This is a genomic window from Glaciecola sp. HTCC2999, from assembly GCF_000155775.1.
In the GTDB taxonomy this organism is placed as follows: Bacteria; Pseudomonadota; Gammaproteobacteria; order Enterobacterales; family Alteromonadaceae; genus Opacimonas.
The window spans coordinates 71,507-91,185 of record NZ_DS989812.1 but is presented as its reverse complement, the minus strand read 5'-3'; the positions used below and the strand labels follow the sequence as shown (position 1 = coordinate 91,185).

Below are 19,679 nucleotides of genomic sequence, written 5' to 3'. Positions count from 1 at the left end.
TTAAGACCATAATTATCCGTTGGGTTACCTGCAATAAGAATATCGGCAAATCCATCTCCATTGATATCACCTAGTGAAGAATAAATATTTTGGAAATTACCCGTGGCTTCTGCATCAGCCGTTATTTTGGTGACAGCAGCGCTATTATTCGTTTCTGGAACCGTGCCATTATTGATATTTAAGCTAGCCCATTGACCTTCTTTACCGAAGACCACAAATGCATTCACGCCTTCAGAAATAACAAAATCATCTAAACCATCACCATCAATATCACCAGAGGCAGTTATTGCATCAAAGTTGCTGCCTAAATCAATTTTTTCCCAATCAACGTCAATATCAACACCTGCTGATAAAGCTTGACCGAAATACAGAATACCGCTGCTTAATGAATCAATAAAATCGCCATAACCATCACCATTTACATCTCCTACGGAGATTGGCTCCCATGAAACAGCATTATTAATCACTAAATCGGCTGTAGTTGACTGTAAATCATTGTTATAAGTAGTGACTGCAGCATCATCACTGATATCAGGCACATCTGATGACCAGCTCGCGTTAGTCTCAACAGACGTCGGCAGATCACTGGAGTTATTCGCTGTGTTACTTAACTGATACTCATTGATTGCTCCATTTTCACCAGCAGCAAGGGAGTTATTACCACCAAGGAATATGAATTGACGATCGGTTGTTTCAGTGAAGTCCCATCTATCGCTTGAAGACGTTAGTAGATAGGTAGGCGCTGATGTAGCAACAATGTCACCTAAATCATAATTACGTATATTAGAATTGATATATTGATCAGTGTAATTTTGTGTCCATTGGGTAGTAGAATTATCTACGTCATTTCCTTCAGTGAAGGTAAATTCTGTTCGAGAGTTCGCGCCAATGACAAAGTCAGCCTTACCATCCCCATCAATATCACCTAAATATCCAGAGTTTGTAGCAAAATTATCACCTAACTCATCACCTGATATGAGCGTTTGAGAGATAAATGCATCATCACTCAAATCTAAGTTTAACGCGCCTAATCCACCAGCTTGTCCATAAATAATATGGAACTCACCCGAATTTCCTGTATCTCTATTCAATACACGTGCGCTTTCGTTATAACTAACATCACTATAAATATTTAAGCCTGCAACATATGGTACGCTGTCATAGTATGTATCGCCAAATGACGTACTACTTGACGTCCCGGTGCCTGCTGAATAATGATAAGGTAATAATGCCCCACGAATATTACCTTCATCGACGACCGCAAAATCCGTAAACCCATCAGCATTAATGTCACCTAACGAGATGACAAAGCTAGTATCAAGTCGCGCTTCTGTAGTGGAAGCGAAATTAATCAGATCAACGCGTAAACCATCTGGTAGTTCATCAGCAAAGAAGTCTAACGTGGCACCGTTATAAGGAATGGTCCAGCCCTCATTATTTACTGTGACATCAGCATCGACTCGCACAACCATTCCATCTAATGCATAATTATCGTAAGTATCATCAGATGAAATAAGAGCCCACGGACCTTCAAGGTTAACTATGTCACCTCGATTACCATCGACCGTTAATGTCGTATTTTCGCCATAAGAAGTAGAAAGTGGACGTTCTAAGAGATATAAGACTTCATCATAATTCAAGGTAATCGTGTTATTACCATCACCTGAAATATCAAGACGCTCAAAACTACGTATGCTCGCACCGGCATACCCAGTGAAGTCTAAATTAAAGCCATTCCCAATGAACTCTAGGGTATCACCACCAGCATTATTCGTACCACCATCAAGTAATATGAAATCAAGACCAGTGAGGCCGATTACATCATCACCTTCACCACCACGAATAATATCCGCGCCGCCTAAGCCATAAATAGTATCATCACCACTTGATCCTGAGATACGATCAGCGTTGTAATCGCCTAATAATAAATCGTCATCGGTCGTACCTGTGCTCATTAATGAGTCAGTAAAATCACCACCATTAATCACAAAGCCTTCACCTGATGCAAAACCATCACGGTCATTTCTTGGCATACCAAAGAGCATGTCGATTTGACCGTCAAGGTTAAAGTCACCTGATGCTGCAGAGAACGCTAATTGTTCTTGTGGTAAACCACCAGTAATCTGAAGTCCTTGCTCACCTAATTGAGTCACGTCGTAAGAATTTAACCATAACTGACGCGCTTGACCGTAAATGACAAATGCTGCACCTGAATCGGTATCACCATCGTCACTCGCTAGTCTATCATTACCATCACCATCAGTATCTGGATATAAACCACCGGCGGTAACCAGAATGTCTGCGAAGCCGTCGTTATTCAAATCACCAAATTCAGTGATCCCTTTCAACCAATTATCTGCGGTACCAAAAATTTCAACCACTTGGTTGGCTTCTGCGAGTGTTTCGATATTAACAACACTATCCCAGCCTTCGGTGTCACCAAATACAAGATAATACTTACCATAAGCGAAACCACCTGGTACGGAGTTATCATATACTTTATTGCCACTTCCAAAGATAAAATCGTTGATACCATCGCCGTCTACATCTCCGACGGCTGAAACGATATTACCCGCGCCTTCTCCAGAGACTAAATAACGATTAATGTTATTTGTATTAGGTTGACCAGGGAAAGGTGCAGAATGATAACCATCACTGTAATAGTAACTATAGTAATTATCTCTACCCGCAATGTATTGAGTATTACTCACACCCTCACCATCGGCATCAAACGAGTATTGTGTAACCAATCCTGGATCAATTTGCGAACCTGCTTCAGTTGAGAAATGCAGTGCTGAATCCGAATTATCCATATCCATGATGCTGAAATAACGCGTAGATACCGTATCACCATCCACATTACCAACGTCTTCAGAGACGTTTTCATGTGCCGCCTGAATTGCTTGAGCATCAACAGTGATGTAGTAACCTGTTGCAAAATCTAAACCACCATCAACAGTAATCGATACTTGGTTACCATCAAACGTTATTTCACCACCGTTAGAGCCTTCACCTGATGACACTGCAAAACGTTCAATCAAGACGTCATCGGTATTAAAAATACTGATATATTGCTCTGCATCTCCATTGGTAATATCCGCTGGTGTGACGCCCGCAATCACATCTTCGACAAAGTTAAAGACGATTGGCTCATCTATCGCTGCCGTAGTGCGATTCGAGTAAGCATCACCAGCTAGCATCTGTACTGTTGTCGACTCAGTAATCGTATTGAAACGCATTGCCGACGCACTATTGATCACAAAGGCATTGCCATTTGGATCATTCAGACCTGTTGCAAATATGCCGTATTGCGTTCCGTAATCAAGGTTTTGGCCAACGTCCATGAAGACCGTTTGACCTTTAATAGTTAATGTACCTCCTAAATCACCGGTTAACGTGTATGTGCCATCTGCATTAGCAGACGGTTGTTCAGTCCAAGCAAAGGTTTCTACATTACCCGTAGCAGAATAATCGCTGGTTACTCTCAATGTGATTTCGCCTGAGGCGCTTGGTACTAGGCTCTCAGATGCTTTAAATATAATAGTTTCATCAACATGCACATTTGAACGGTTATTTACGCCAACATTATCGGCATCTGTAAATGCAGTATTACCCTCATCCAAATTCCAAGCAACAATAACCGGAGCGGTACTATCGACACCGTTTGTGGTAAATGTCATCACTCGATCACTTGCAGAAACCTCATTACCAGCACTATCTTTAACGTTAATAAGTTCAATCGTATATTGGGTACTCGTGGTAAATGTAAATCCAGGATCAATAACAATATCTTTGCCATCATTCGTTACATCAGCTTGGTCTATCTCGTAAGAGCTCACATTACCGTTATAAACATAGCCTCTTAGAGCTGTAAACGAAATTCCACCACCAAGTGAGCCTTCGCCGGTGTTGAGATCATATGTTTCAACGATATCATCGCCAGACTTAATCACAATTTGTCCGTTACCTTTCACCGCTTCACTCAAGCGTAAGAAGAACTTAAAGAGACTTTCGCCATTTGTACTTGCTTCTGGTGCGACAGATACGTTACTACTTGGTTTAGTATCGTCAAAAGTACCGTCAATCAAGGTTAGGTCACGATAATCTATATAGTAATCACTACTTCGTAAATTGCCGTTACTATAAAAAAGATCATCAACCGGATTACCATTATTATCGACATCGCGAGTCGCGTCGTATTCTTGTAATACTGCATACTCTATTGTCGGTGCAGAAGTGTCACTTGAACTGCTATTCGTAGTGAAACGATAATCTTGACTATCAGTGATACCTGCAAATTCGTTATTCGATAAATCAGTGATTGCACCCGCTTCAACCGTCACATAGAACTGTGAATTTGAACTTAGTGCTTGACCTGGATTCACATAAACATCGTTACCATCGAACCAAATCTGACCGCCATTTGAACCAGTACCGGTGGCCACATCAAATGTTTCCACCAATAAATCAGTCCCAGCACGATAAATTTGTACCAGTCCTGCATCACCAAATTGAATATCTTCGCTAAAGGCTAATTGGATATTATCAAGGGTTGAAGCGCTAGCATTATTAGCAGGATTGAATCCAGAAATAGATGGTGCAAGTCCATCTTGTTGAACCACAGTAGTATTTGCCCAACCATTTTCTTTACCAAAGATGATATGTGCATTACCACTGTAGTCAACACGTGAGCCTGTATCTAAGTTAATACGGTTAAGTAGATTCGGTCCACCAACGATAAAGTCATCGAATCCATCCGCGTTTACATCACCAATGCCATCAATAGACATACCTATGTTGGTATTATTAGCAGAGTCGGATAGTAGATTAAACGTGCGTGTTGTATCTGTTGAGGTAGATGTTGCATCGATATTACTATCATAAGCACCACCGAAGACAACGGTTACTTCACCTTTCGCATCATTAGCAAACGCATTACCAATCGCAAAATCAGCGTAACCATCGTTGTTGATATCACCGATACCGGTTAACGACGTGTAGTTTTCATCATCATTAAATAAGTGATCCGTTTGAATAATCACACCGTCACCATTGGCAATGAAATCAGCAATAGCGGTAGATGAGAAGTCCGATAAATCACTTAGATCTAAATCAGACCAATCCGAACGTCCATAAATGACAGCTGTAACATTGTTATCAGAGCCCGTAGTCGCAATCGTAGTAGCAATATCTGCAATACCGTCACCATTGAAATCGCCAATCGCATTAACACCAAAGCCATATTGATTATAGTTAGCAGGTTGGTAGCCCGTTCCAGTGAGATCATTTATCGTCACACCATTACCGGTAATTTCGACACCATTACTGTTAAGGTTACTCAGGTCAAATTGACCTTCCATTGACTCGGTACCAAAGACGATAAATGCGCCATCGACTTTATTCACAATGATATCGTCAATGCCATCTTGGTTAATATCACCCGCATTATCTACTTTCCAACCAGCATATTGCTCAATACCTTCACTCACTAAGTAAGCACCAGCGTCAAAGGCTACCGAGAAAGCACTCATTTGCAATGTAGGATCGATTTCAGTAATACTGATTTCAGGTTGATAATAAATTGTCGCACCATTTTCAGCGGTTAACTCACGGTATAGAACACCGTTATAATTCACCGTCGGCGCTGATGTGTAATCTGACCACTCACCATATAGATTAATCGTATCTCTTGATGTGCCTGACACCACAAGAATATTGTCATCATCCGTCATATTAACCACTGTTTCAGGGGTCAAGACTAACGTGTTGATGAATGTATTATTTTCAGAAGATGGATCATCTTGGGATAAGTTGATTTCTTCAATGTTAGTTAATGCAGTTTCAGACATCAATGCTGTATTGATGGTGCTATTCGAATCTAGCTCAAAGTAAACTTCATCATAACCACGACCACCATCAGCGGACGTGAAATTAAGTGATTGTAGACGGATAATATCACCACCATCACCACCTGACACACCATCACCAAAGTTACGGACCGTAATATCATCCGCGCCGACTGTACCGAGAATAACTCGACCACCCAATTCATTGGTGATTTGGACTGTCACCGATTCAAGAACTGAAACCACCGCAGATTCATTTTGGTACACAGTATAAATACGGCCTAATTCATCAGACTCGATACCTAAGGTTGTCCAGCCACCGTAAAGTTTCAGGACATCATCACTTTCACCACGGACCGTAAGTTTACCAGAATCAGATAATGCTAGAACGGTATCTCGGTCAACATATACTGACTGATTACCATTCCCACTTAAATCAATAATTTCAAAGCCTTCAACCGTATCTGGAACGATTGCACTTAAATCGACATCACCAGCATCAGTGTTTAATAAATCATTAGTATTATCTGCACCGCCATCAATAGTATCTTCATCTTTAATAATGAGAGTATCGATTCCTGAACCACCAAATACTCGCAAATCATCCGCGTCGTAAGTTACGGTATCGTCACCTGCTTCACCATAAATAATGTCAGCACCTTCGCCACCATCTATGATGTCAGCGCCAGCACCAGATTTAATAGCATCTTGTCCCGTTGTCCCCGTAATAGTGTCGTCAGCCGAAGTTGTATCAGCATCATCAGTGATCACAGTTTTGGTTGTACCGCCAGTTACGGTTAAGCTTGCTGATAAATCACCTTCAGTAAAGATAATGTCATCATCGCCTGCTGTAATAGTTAAACTCGCACCTGATAAAGCGGCAAGAGATGCCACATCGACAATAATGTAATTATCACCACTGCCATCAAGCTCAATAGTTTCAAACGACTCAATTTGAGGACGGATCGCTCCTAAGTTAGGTCGACCAGGCTCTTGTAGGTCAATGATCTCGCCATCAGTCACGACACGTAAAGTATCGTTGTCTTGACCGCCAACTTCATCTTCATTACCGCCATGAATAATACGGTCAGCCGCATCATAGACCACAGTATCGTCGCCATCGCCACCGAAGTTTTCATCAGCACCTGCAGCGCCATCGATCAGATCATCACCAGCTTTACCATCTAGGAAATCAGCGCCATCACTACCTGTGAGTGTGTCACTAGTTGCATCGTCACCAACAATTTGTTCACCCTTGGTCACTAATAAACCGGCAAGGACTACTACTTGGGTACCATCTGTGGCAAAACCAATGTATTTGTTGTATGTCACACCCGCCACTAATTCTGAGCCTCGAGCTTCCCAGCCAGTGCCAGACAAGCGCACTGAGTCACCTAAATTACCGGTAACAATCAATGTGTTTGTAGAGGTAGAAATTGCCTGTACATCATCAGCATTTACCACTGCGGTATTATTACCCGTACCCGTTAGGTCAATACTCTCGACATTATTAATCAGGCTATTATCAATTTCAGGTAAATCAAGTGTCACACCATTACCGCTGATAACTAAGGTGTCATTTCCTTCACCACCATCAATATTGCCGTCATTCTCGTCATAAATAAGATCATCATCACCTGAACCACCAAGGAGTGTATCGACACCTGCTCCACCGTCGATTTCATCATTACCATTTAGGCCTACTAGGGTTTGGTCACCGGCAAATGAGGTCAAATCATCACGTAAGTTAGTGCCTGTGTAAGTGATCGTCACAGCAACATCATTGCTAACCACAACAGATGACGATACGGTGCCTTCAGTTAAGGTAAATGTGGTATTAGTACCATCATCAGCAGCTTCAACCCAGTTCCCCTGGAGCGCTAATGTGGAAGTTGCATCACCCGTCACCAGCAAACTATCAGAACTATTGAGTGCGAGTAAGTCACTACCAGCAGCGGTTAAGGTCGTGTTTGCAGCTAAGTTGACCGTTTCAATGTTAATGATTTTATTATCATCGACATTATTTAAATCTACGTCAGATAAAATATTCAGAATATCCGTATCCGCGCCACCATCAATTAAGACATCAGCAGCATCAAATACGATGGTATCGTTGCCTGCACCACCTTTGATAAGATCAGAACCACCTTGACCATTTATGCTGTCATTTCCAGCTCGACCTTCAATGAGTTCTGGATTGATAGTTGTATCATGTGTTCCACCAGTGAGGATCATCACATCGTCATTGTCAGTACCAACAATAGCGTTTTGTACTGATACCGTGTCTGCAATGATTAATGTCGCCACTACATCACCATTACCATCGGTATTTTCCCAAACGTCATAACCAGCTTGGTTAGCACCTGAATTTATATTCCAATTCGCGCCAGGGTCAGAGATATAGACTCGATCACCTGAGACGCCTTCAATCGTCATCGTATTCGCAACAGTGCTAGTTGCAGTATTCGCTATCACAGTCGCAGAATTAATGATTAGGGTATTATTTGCAGCACCCGTACCATGTAAGTCAATAATTTCAATATTAGCGACTTCTGGACGATTGCCATCAGTGTTAGAACGGTCTGCTTGAGTAAAATCAAGTAATTCATTTTGACCAACAAATAATAAAGTATCGGTACCTGTACCACCGTCTATTAAGACATCACTCGCATCATAAATGATCGTATCATCGCCTGCTTCACCACGAATAGTATCCGCACCGTCGCCGCCATCAATAACGTCATTGCCATCATCACCGCGAACTGTATCATCACCAGCACTACCATTTAGATCATTATCATCGCCATCACTGCCTACCACCTCTAGACTTAGTGCGATAACCGGGTCAACTAAAATAGAAACAACGACACCTGGTTCAATCTCAGCAATGAAACGCGCATAAGGTTGATTAGGAGCATCTTGATAACTCACCGGTTGAGTGCCATCAGCCACCCAGCGCCCTGTCAAAGTCAACGCATCGGTGTTATCACCATGCACAACAATTTGATTAGAGGTATCTGAGAAGTTAAGTACATCATCATCAGTCATCGCGACTGATTGACCGCCATTACCGGTTAAGTCAATTTCTTCAACACCAGTGAACTGATCATCGTCAATATTAGCAAAATCAACTAGCGTCGTGGTTTGAATCGCTAGGGTATCGATACCAATGCCCATATCAACAGTATCTTGCGCATCAAAAATGACAGTATCATCACCAGATAACGTAGAGATACTATCTGCACCGGCCCCACCATCAATGACGTTGGAATTAATACCGCCAGTGATCGTATCATCACCACTACCCGCGGTGACATCTTCAAAGTTGGTTACTGTATCGGTGCCACTATCAGGGGCATCTACGACACCTGTGTTGAGGTTGATATCTGCATCACCGGTTTCAGTTGAATAATCTAATAAGTCACGACCTGAATTACCATCGAGCGTGTCATTTCCGGCACCACCAATAACAGTGTCATCGCCAAAACCTGCATCGACGATATCATCGCCATCACCAGCATTGATCTCATCATCGCCTGCGCCACCGCGGATAATGTCATCTCCGGTCCCAGCTTCAATGGTATCAGCACCAGCACCTGAATCAACGCTATCATCACCAGAACCAGTATTAAGTGAATCATCGCCATCTTCAGCTATGACAGTATCATTTCCATCACCACTGATGACAGTATCATTACCTGCACCAGCATTAATGCTGTCATCGCCTGAGCCTTCAGCATCAGGATTATCACCACCATAAATGATGTCATTACCTGTACCACCAGAGACCGTATCGTTACCTTCACCAGCAACGATGCTGTCATCTCCTGCACCAGCATCAGCTGAATCATCACCACCACCAGCAAGTAACGTATCGTCCCCGCCGTTACCTGTGTATTCATCCGAACCATCTGTAGCAGTGGTTAAGTCTGCATCTTCGCCAGAGACGAAAATGAAACCAACCGCAATACCGTCTTGGACTTTAAGCGTCGTTGTTCCACCCACAACATCGTAGGCATAGACATCGTAATCAATACCATCAATAGTTTCTGTTGAGGTCGGTGTTGTCGGCCAATTAGCGCCGACCAGACGGATCGAGTCTGCGTCAGTACCCTTAACAACGATCGTGCCGCTTGTGGCACCTATTTCATCATTGTTTAAATTACGGATATCCGAATCAGAAAGTTTCAGGATTTGAGCACCTTCAGCACTTAAATCAATTTGTTCAAAATTAGTGTAAATCTCATCTCGTGTGACGGTTAAATCTAGTAATGAGACGCTGGAACCCACTTCCAATGCATCAATACCTGCACCACCATCAACCATACCGTCATCTTCATCAAACACGACGGTATCGTTACCAGCGCCAGCATCAACAGTATCAGCACCGCCAGCACCATCAATACGGTTAGCATCATCAGAGCCTATAATCGTATCTGTTGAACCTGTACCGATGACATTTTCGATACTTTCTAGAGTATCCGCACCGGCATTAGAACCTGCACTTGTCACTACTGTACCTAACGATAAATCAATCGTAATAGGACCTGTTACATCTGCAAATGATGCAGTATCAAGGCCTTCACCGCCGCGCAGTACATCGGTACCTTGACCACCGATTAAGGTATCATTTCCAGCACCACCAGTTAATGTATCGGAACCGGCATTACCGCGAAGTTCATTGGCATTATCATCACCAGTGATTGAATCTTCCGCTTGACCACCTGAAACATTTTCAATATTGGTTAAAGTATCAGAGTCAATATCATCACCAGAGGCGGTGTTATTTGCTAAGTCAACAGTTAAAGCGTTAGTCGTCGCACTATAATCAATTTGATCAATTCCCGCTCCACCATCGATTTCATCTGCGCCTAAGCCACCGATGAAGGTATCGCTACCAGCGCCACCATCAATAGTATCAGCACCGCCATTAGCAGTAATGACATCATTACCTGCACCACCAACGACAACATTGGCCTCATCTGAACCATAAATAGTATCGTTACCTGCGCCACCGGTGACATTTTCAATACTCGATAACTGGTCAACTTCTGTGTCAGCTTGAGCAGAGTTACTTGCAGTCGATTGACCATTATTGGTGACATCTGAACTAAATAGATTCACTACCCAGTTTTTCAGTGAACCTGCGAAACTGACCGTATCATTACCAGCACTGCCCTCAAGGGTATCGTTACCTAAACCACCGATTAACGTATCATCGCCTTCATTACCAGTGATAACGTTATTGGTATCATCGCCGGTTAACGTATCATTACCAGAACCACCTGCAATATTCTCAATATCTTCAAGAATATCGGTATCACCACTACCATCCGTCGCACTGCCGTCTTTTAAGTTTACGGTAACATTGGAATCTTCATCCGAGTAATCCGCAGTATCGGTACCAGCACCACCAGATAACGTATCAGCACCTTCATTACCACGGAGACGGTCATTACCTTCACCGCCAATAATCGAGTCATCTCCGACTCCACCAATAAGTGTATCTGCACCTTGTCTACCATCGATGGTATCGTCTCCTGCGCCACCCTCGAGTTGGTTGGTATTACTATCACCGCGTAAAGTGTCATCGCCATCACCGGCGACCACATTCTCAATACTAGTTAACGTATCGCTACCTGTATCGGCGGTCTCATTTGGATCAGTCGCGCCTGATGTACCTGCGTCTAAGTCAACGCTGATATTGGCAGTTTCATCGGTATAATCTGCAGTATCAATGCCAGTACCTCCGATGAGTTCATCATCTCCAGCACCACCTTGCAGCGTATCATTACCCGCTTCACCCATTAAAGAGTCATCACCACCAAAGCCTTGTAAGATATCAGAGCCTGATGTACCAGTTAACGTATCGTTATCAGTCCCACCGGTTTGTGTTTGTGCAACAGTAATGTCTCTAAATATATTCAATGTGACATTGACAGTATTATTATCACTGTTCACAGTTGTACCAGTATATACATTGTAACCGTCAACAGTGGCACCTTGAGTCCAAGCACCAATGATATTGACAATATCTAAATCATTTCCATTGACAGTTAACACTGCAGGATCACTATCAGTAATAGCAAATACACTGGCTTCGTTTAGTGTTATTTGTGAGGCATTTGGACCGGATAAATCAATAATTTCTATATTGTGTAACACCGGAGAAGAAATTGTTGTGAAATCTACTTCAGCATCATTCACCACCAAGGTATCGGTTCCCGCTCCACCATCAATTAATACGTCATTTCTGTCGTAGATAATGGTGTCATCACCGTCTCCTGCAGTGATTGAGTCGCTGCCTAGGCCACCATCAATAGAATCGTTACCTTCGCCACCTAATACGGTGTCGTTTCCAGCTCCGCCATTAACAGTGTCATTTCCAGCGCCACCATCAACAGAGTCATCGCCTTCACCGCCATCAACAGAATCATCACCTGCGTCACCAGAAACTGTATCGTTGCCGGCACCACCTGTGGTCGTATCATTGCCCGCACCACCGGTGACTGTGTCATTTCCTTCACCGCCGTCTACGGAGTCATCACCGTCACCACCGCCAGTTGAATCATCACCCGCGTCACCAGAAACAGTATCGTTACCTGCACCACCTGTGGTCGTATCATTGCCCGCACCACCGGTGACTGTGTCATTTCCTTCACCACCGTCTACGGAGTCATCACCGTCGCCACCGCCAGTTGAATCATCACCTGCGTCACCAGAAACAGTATCGTTGCCTGCTCCACCTGTGGTCGTATCATTGCCCGCACCACCAGTGACGGTGTCATTTCCTTCACCGCCGTCTACGGAGTCATCACCGTCGCCGCCGCCAGTTGAATCATCACCTGAGTCACCAGAAACTGTATCGTTGCCTGCACCACCTGTGACTGTGTCATTTCCTTCACCGCCGTCTACGGTATCATCTCCGTCGCCGCCGCCAGTCGAGTCATCACCTGCGTCACCAGAAACGGTATCGTTGCCGGCACCACCTATAGTCGTATCGTTGCCTGCGCCACCAGTGACTGTGTCATTTCCTTCACCGCCGTCTACGGTATCATCACCGTCGCCACCGCCAGTCGAATCATCACCTGCGTCACCAGAAACAGAATCATTGCCTGCACCACCTGTGGTCGTATCATTGCCCGCACCACCAGTGACTGTGTCATTTCCTTCACCGCCGTCTACAGAGTCATTCCCAGTATCACCGTCAAGAGAATCATTTCCTTCTTCTCCAGCAATAGTATCGTCTCCACCTTCGCCATTATAGGTATCATCACCTTCAGAACCAGGATACTCATCGTTCCCTGGACCAGATGGGATCACTGCACTAGAATCAATGGTAGATTCAATCCAAATAGCTTGAGTCGCATTTGAAAATACATTGTACTCAACACCATCTAATGTTTGAGTACCGTCTGCAGTAAATATATCGAGGATCTCAACTGTATCAGTATCTGAACCGCGAACGTATAAACGGTTTGTTTCTGTATCTAATAAAGCAGCTAAATCAGTACCGTTAATTGTAAGACTCACACCACTATTATTGTCTAATTGAATAACTTCTATGTTTTTAAGAATCGCATCATCGACAAGCGTTAAGTCAACTTCACTATCTTGAATCAATAATGTGTCAGTTCCTGCCTGACCATCTATCAATACATCGTTTGCATCATAAATAATGGTGTCATTTCCTGAGCCAGCTGCAATTGAATCTGCACCTTCACCACCATCGATAGAGTCGTTTCCAGCCCCGCCATTGACAGTGTCATTTCCAGCACCACCATCAACAGAGTCATCGCCTTCACCGCCATCAACAGAATCATCACCTGTTCCGCCTGAAACAGAATCATCACCTGCTTCGCCAGAAACAGTATCGTTACCTGCACCACCTGTGGTCGTATCGTTGCCTGCGCCACCAGTGACTGTGTCATTTCCTTCACCGCCGTCTACAGTATCATCACCGTCTCCGCCGCCAGTTGAATCATCACCTGCGTCACCAGAAACGGAATCATTGCCAGCACCACCTATGGTTGTATCGTTGCCTGCGCCACCTGTGACTGTGTCATTTCCTTCACCGCCGTCTACGGAGTCATCACCGTCTCCGCCGCCAGTCGAGTCATCACCTGCGTCACCAGAGACAGTATCGTTACCTGCTCCACCGGTGGTTGTATCGTTGCCTGCGCCACCTGTGACTGTGTCATTTCCTTCACCGCCGTCTACGGAGTCATCGCCTTCGCCGCCGCCAGTTGAATCATCACCTGCGTCACCAGAAACTGTGTCGTTGCCTGCACCACCTGTGGTCGTATCATTGCCCGCACCACCTGTGACTGTGTCATTTCCTTCACCACCGTCTACGGAGTCATCACCGTCGCCGCCGCCAGTCGAGTCATCACCTGCGTCGCCAGAGACAGTATCGTTACCTGCTCCACCTAATGTGGTATCACTGCCTGCGCCACCAGTGACTGTGTCATTTCCTTCACCACCATCGACGGAATCATCACCGTCGCCGCCGTCTACGGAGTCATCACCTGCGTCGCCAAAGACAGTATCGTTACCTGCTCCACCAGAAACGGTATCATCGCCTTCACCACCTAATGTGGTATCACTGCCAGTGCCGCCAGTAACCGTGTCGTTACCCGCGCCGCCATCAACAGAATCGTCGCCGTCGCCGCCGCCAGTTGAATCATCACCTGCGTCACCAGAGACAGTATCGTTACCTGCTCCACCGGTGGTTGTATCGTTGCCTGCGCCACCTGTGACTGTGTCATTTCCTTCACCGCCGTCTACGGAGTCATCGCCTTCGCCGCCGCCAGTTGAATCATCACCTGCGTCACCAGAAACTGTGTCGTTGCCTGCACCACCTATGGTCGTATCGTTGCCTGCGCCACCAGTGACTGTGTCATTTCCTTCACCGCCGTCTACGGAGTCATCACCGTCTCCGCCGCCAGTCGAGTCATCACCTGCGTCACCAGAAACAGTATCGTTACCTGCACCACCTGTGGTCGTATCATTGCCCGCACCACCAGTGACTGTGTCATTTCCTTCACCGCCATCGACAGTATCATCACCGTCGCCGCCGCCAGTCGAGTCATCACCTGCGTCACCAGAAACTGTGTCGTTGCCTGCACCACCTGTGGTCGTATCATTGCCCGCACCACCAGTGACTGTGTCATTTCCTTCACCGCCGTCTACGGAGTCATCACCGTCTCCGCCGCCAGTCGAGTCATCACCTGCGTCACCAGAGACAGTATCGTTACCTGCTCCACCGGTGGTTGTATCGTTGCCTGAGCCACCTGTGACTGTGTCATTTCCTTCACCGCCGTCTACGGTATCATCTCCGTCGCCGCCGCCAGTCGAGTCATCACCTGCGTCACCAGAAACGGTATCGTTGCCGGCACCACCTATGGTCGTATCGTTGCCTGCGCCACCAGTGACTGTGTCATTTCCTTCACCGCCGTCTACGGAGTCATCACCGTCTCCGCCGCCAGTCGAGTCATCACCTGCGTCACCAGAAACAGTATCGTTACCTGCACCACCGGTGGTTGTATCGTTGCCTGAGCCACCTGTGACTGTGTCATTTCCTTCACCGCCGTCTACGGTATCATCTCCGTCGCCGCCGCCAGTCGAGTCATCACCTGCGTCACCAGAAACGGTATCGTTGCCGGCACCACCTATGGTCGTATCGTTGCCTGCGCCACCAGTGACTGTGTCATTTCCTTCACCGCCGTCTACGGAGTCATCACCGTCTCCGCCGCCAGTCGAGTCATCACCTGCGTCACCAGAAACAGTATCGTTACCTGCACCACCTGTGGTCGTATCATTGCCCGCACCACCAGTGACTGTGTCATTTCCTTCACCGCCATCGACAGTATCATCACCGTCGCCGCCGCCAGTCGAGTCATCACCTGCGTCACCAGAAACTGTGTCGTTGCCTGCACCACCTGTGGTCGTATCATTGCCCGCACCACCAGTGACTGTGTCATTTCCTTCACCGCCGTCTACGGAGTCATCACCGTCTCCGCCGCCAGTCGAGTCATCACCTGCGTCACCAGAGACAGTATCGTTACCTGCTCCACCGGTGGTTGTATCGTTGCCTGAGCCACCAGAAACTGTGTCGTTGCCTGCACCACCGTCTACGGAGTCATCACCGTCGCCGCCGCCAGTCGAGTCATCACCTTCGTCGCCAGAGACAGTATCGTTACCTGCTCCACCGGTGGTCGTATCGTTGCCTGCGCCACCAGTGACTGTGTCATTTCCTTCACCACCATCGACGGAATCATCACCTTCACCACCATCGATAGTATCATCACTTCTTGTTCCAGGAATAGTATCGGCGCCCGGTGTAGTTGGGAATACAACCGAACTTCCGATATTTTCACGGACGAAAATTTCCAATCCATCAAAACCAAACACATTGTAATTTGCGTTATCGAGTGACTCTATTCCTAAATCGCTAAATACCCCATATAACGTGACTACATCAGATTGAGCACCTTCAATAATTAAACGCTCATTACCTGACTCTAAAAGTGCTACAAGGTCTGTTTCAGACATCGAGAATGCTACACCTGAATCATTTTGTAGCTGAATGATTTCTATATTCTTAATAATGTCATTGTTTACATCATTCAAATCAAGGGTATCTTCTTGAATGATTAACGTATCAGTTCCTGTCTGACCATCAACTAAGAGATCATTCGCATCGAAAATAATTGTGTCATTACCAGATCCTGCAGCTATTGAATCCGCACCTTCACCACCATCGATAGAGTCATCTCCAGTGCCGCCTATGACTGTATCGTTACCCGCACCACCTGTGACTGTGTCATTTCCTTCACCGCCGTCTACGGAGTCATCACCGTCTCCGCCGCCAGTCGAGTCATCACCTGCGTCACCAGAGATAGTATCGTTACCTGCTCCACCGGTGGTCGTATCGTTGCCGGCGCCACCTGTGACTGTGTCATTTCCTTCACCGCCGTCTACGGTATCATCTCCGTCGCCGCCGCCAGTCGAGTCATCACCTGCGTCACCAGAAACGGTATCGTTGCCGGCACCACCTATGGTCGTATCGTTGCCTGCGCCACCTGTGACCGTGTCATTACCCGCACCGCCATCAACAGAATCATCACCGTCATCACCTGAGGTAGAGTCATTGCCCTCACCACCAGAGACAGTATCGTTGCCTAAACCACCTGTGGTGGTGTCATCGCCAGTGCCGCCAGTAACCGTGTCGTTACCCGCGCCGCCATCAACAGAATCATCACCGTCATCACCTGAGGTAGAGTCATTGCCCTCACCACCAGAGACAGTATCGTTGCCTTCGCCACCTAATGTGGTGTCATCGCCAGTGCCGCCCGTAACCGTATCGTTACCCGCGCCGCCATCGACCGAATCATCACCGTCATCACCTGAGGTAGAGTCATTGCCCTCACCTCCAGAGACAGTATCGTTGCCTAAACCACCTGTGGTGGTGTCATCGCCAGTGCCGCCCGTAACCGTATCGTTACCCGCGCCGCCATCGACCGAATCATCACCGTCATCACCTGAGGTAGAGTCATTGCCCTCACCACCAGAGACAGTATCGTTGCCTGCGCCGCCATCAACAGAATCATCGCCGTCATCACCTGAGGTAGAGTCATTACCCTCGCCACCAGAGACAGTATCGTTGCCTAAACCACCTGTGGTGGTGTCATCGCCAGTGCCGCCCGTAACCGTATCGTTACCCGCGCCGCCATCGACCGAATCATCACCGTCATCACCTGAGGTAGAGTCATTGCCCTCACCACCAGAGACAGTATCGTTGCCTAAACCACCTGTGGTGGTGTCATCGCCAGTGCCGCCAGTAACCGTGTCGTTACCCGCGCCGCCATCAACAGAATCATCACCGTCATCACCTGAGGTAGAGTCATTGCCCTCACCACCAGAGACAGTATCGTTGCCTGAACCACCTGTGGTAGTGTCATCGCCAGTGCCGCCCGTAACCGTATCGTTACCCGCGCCGCCATCAACAGAATCATCACCATCATCACCTGAGGTAGAGTCATTGCCCTCGCCACCAGAGACAGTATCATCGCCTTCACCACCTAATGTGGTGTCACTGCCAATGCCGCCAGTAACCGTATCGTTACCCGCTCCGCCCTCGACCGAATCGTCGCCTTCATCACCTGAGGTAGAGTCATTGCCATCACCACCAGAGACAGTATCATCGCCAGTACCGGCATCAATAACATCGTCACCTTTACCAGCATCTACAAAGTCATTACCTCCAGCTGCATTTATAGTGTCACCTTGAGCACTACCACTAACGGAATCTTCCTGATCACTACCCTCAACTTCGATAGGTGAATCCGAATTTGCTGCATTAATTGGATCTTGGTCTATGATATCAAAAGTGACACTATCTGGATTTTGCTCATCAGGCATTCCATTTGAAACAGATCCAATAGATATCTGAATATTTTCTAAATCTTGACGGGTAAAATCTGAACTTAAAGCAACCGGCACTTCAATTTCTGATGCTCCAGGCGCTATAGTGAACTCTGCATTGTTAGGTAGTTCAACACGTCCCGTATCATTGCCTTCAACCACGAGGGTCACAGTAACGGGCATAGTCGTTGCGGTGGATAATTGGATCGTTAAATTAATAAATTCATCTTGCTCATCGACTACAGAGTCAGAAATAACTAATGATACAAAGGGCATAATTGCCATGTTGTTATCATTGCCGACTACATCACCACTATCTGATGAATCTGAACTTCCCGAATCTGAACCCTCAGTATTTGAAGATGCAGATGATGAAGTGCTAGGGTTAGCAACATTATTACTAGTTGCACCAGAATCATTTGAAAACGCACCTTGTTCTAATGATTGCTCGCCTGTTGACTCAGCAATTGAACTCACTTCCACACCAGAAAGCGTAGCACTATTAAGCGAATTATTTGGATTTGAAGAAGTTTCACTCGCTACACTGTCTGAAGTTGATGCACTGGAGCTATCAACGATTGCCGATGCACCAGAGCCATCTTGTGATATCAAGCTTCGGATTTGCTGAGTCGTTGTGGTGTCAGGTGTAGATTGCCCTGACGTGCCAGGTTGATCGGTATCCGGTTGTATCTCGACACCAGTATCAGGTACTACTATCTCAAGATTACTTTGAGAAGATGTACTTAAATTGATGGTTTGAGCATTTTCAGACAAGGCAACAACCGTGGTCACTTTAGTTAAATCGTTGACACTGACACCAAGCGGTTGATTTTGAGTGTTGATGACACCTACTGGTGTTGAAATGGAGAAACTTTCTGATGCTGTGTTAGCAATCGTCCCTTTGTTAAGACCAACGATGAGTGAGTCGACGGTACTTTGCTGTAGTGAAATTTCTGTATCTGTATCAAGAATTATTGTTGCTTTATTGTTGGTCTGTGAATCAACAATTTCAATTTCGGAATTTTCGCTTTCTGTAAATATTACTGTGTCAGTGGCAATTGAGTCACCTTCACTGACTTCACGACGTCCATCTGATGTAATGACGTAAGCCGCGCCTTTAATTGACGATATGACAACCGAATTAGACTCTAATCCATCCTCATTATTCGCGCTAAAATTATCAACTGCGAAGTCAAAAGAGAGTTGTGATTCAGATATAAGTGTTTTAACGTCTGTTAATTGGTTACCTTGCGGGATTACCAATTCTTGTCCATCAGCAGTCGTAAGAATAATATCGTCACCTTGCGCTACTAGGGATGAAGCTCCCTCAAGGAGTTGCTTGAACTCAGCTTCAGATAAGATGGATTGCTCATTGGGACTACTTTTATCAAAAAGTTTTACACTCAT

Annotated in this window: 1 protein-coding gene (cut by a window edge); it reads right to left on the bottom strand. The window is 45.8% G+C overall.

Features of this window, described 5'->3' with window-relative positions; all coding sequences use genetic code 11:
- A protein-coding gene (locus tag G2999_RS13695; RefSeq protein ID WP_010180036.1) for a hemolysin-type calcium-binding region crosses the window boundary here: on the bottom strand, positions 1 to 19,679 show its 5' portion. It extends 10,390 nt beyond the left edge of the window; the window shows 19,679 of its 30,069 coding nt (coding positions 1-19,679); its start codon is at positions 19,677 to 19,679; the stop codon falls past the left edge of the window.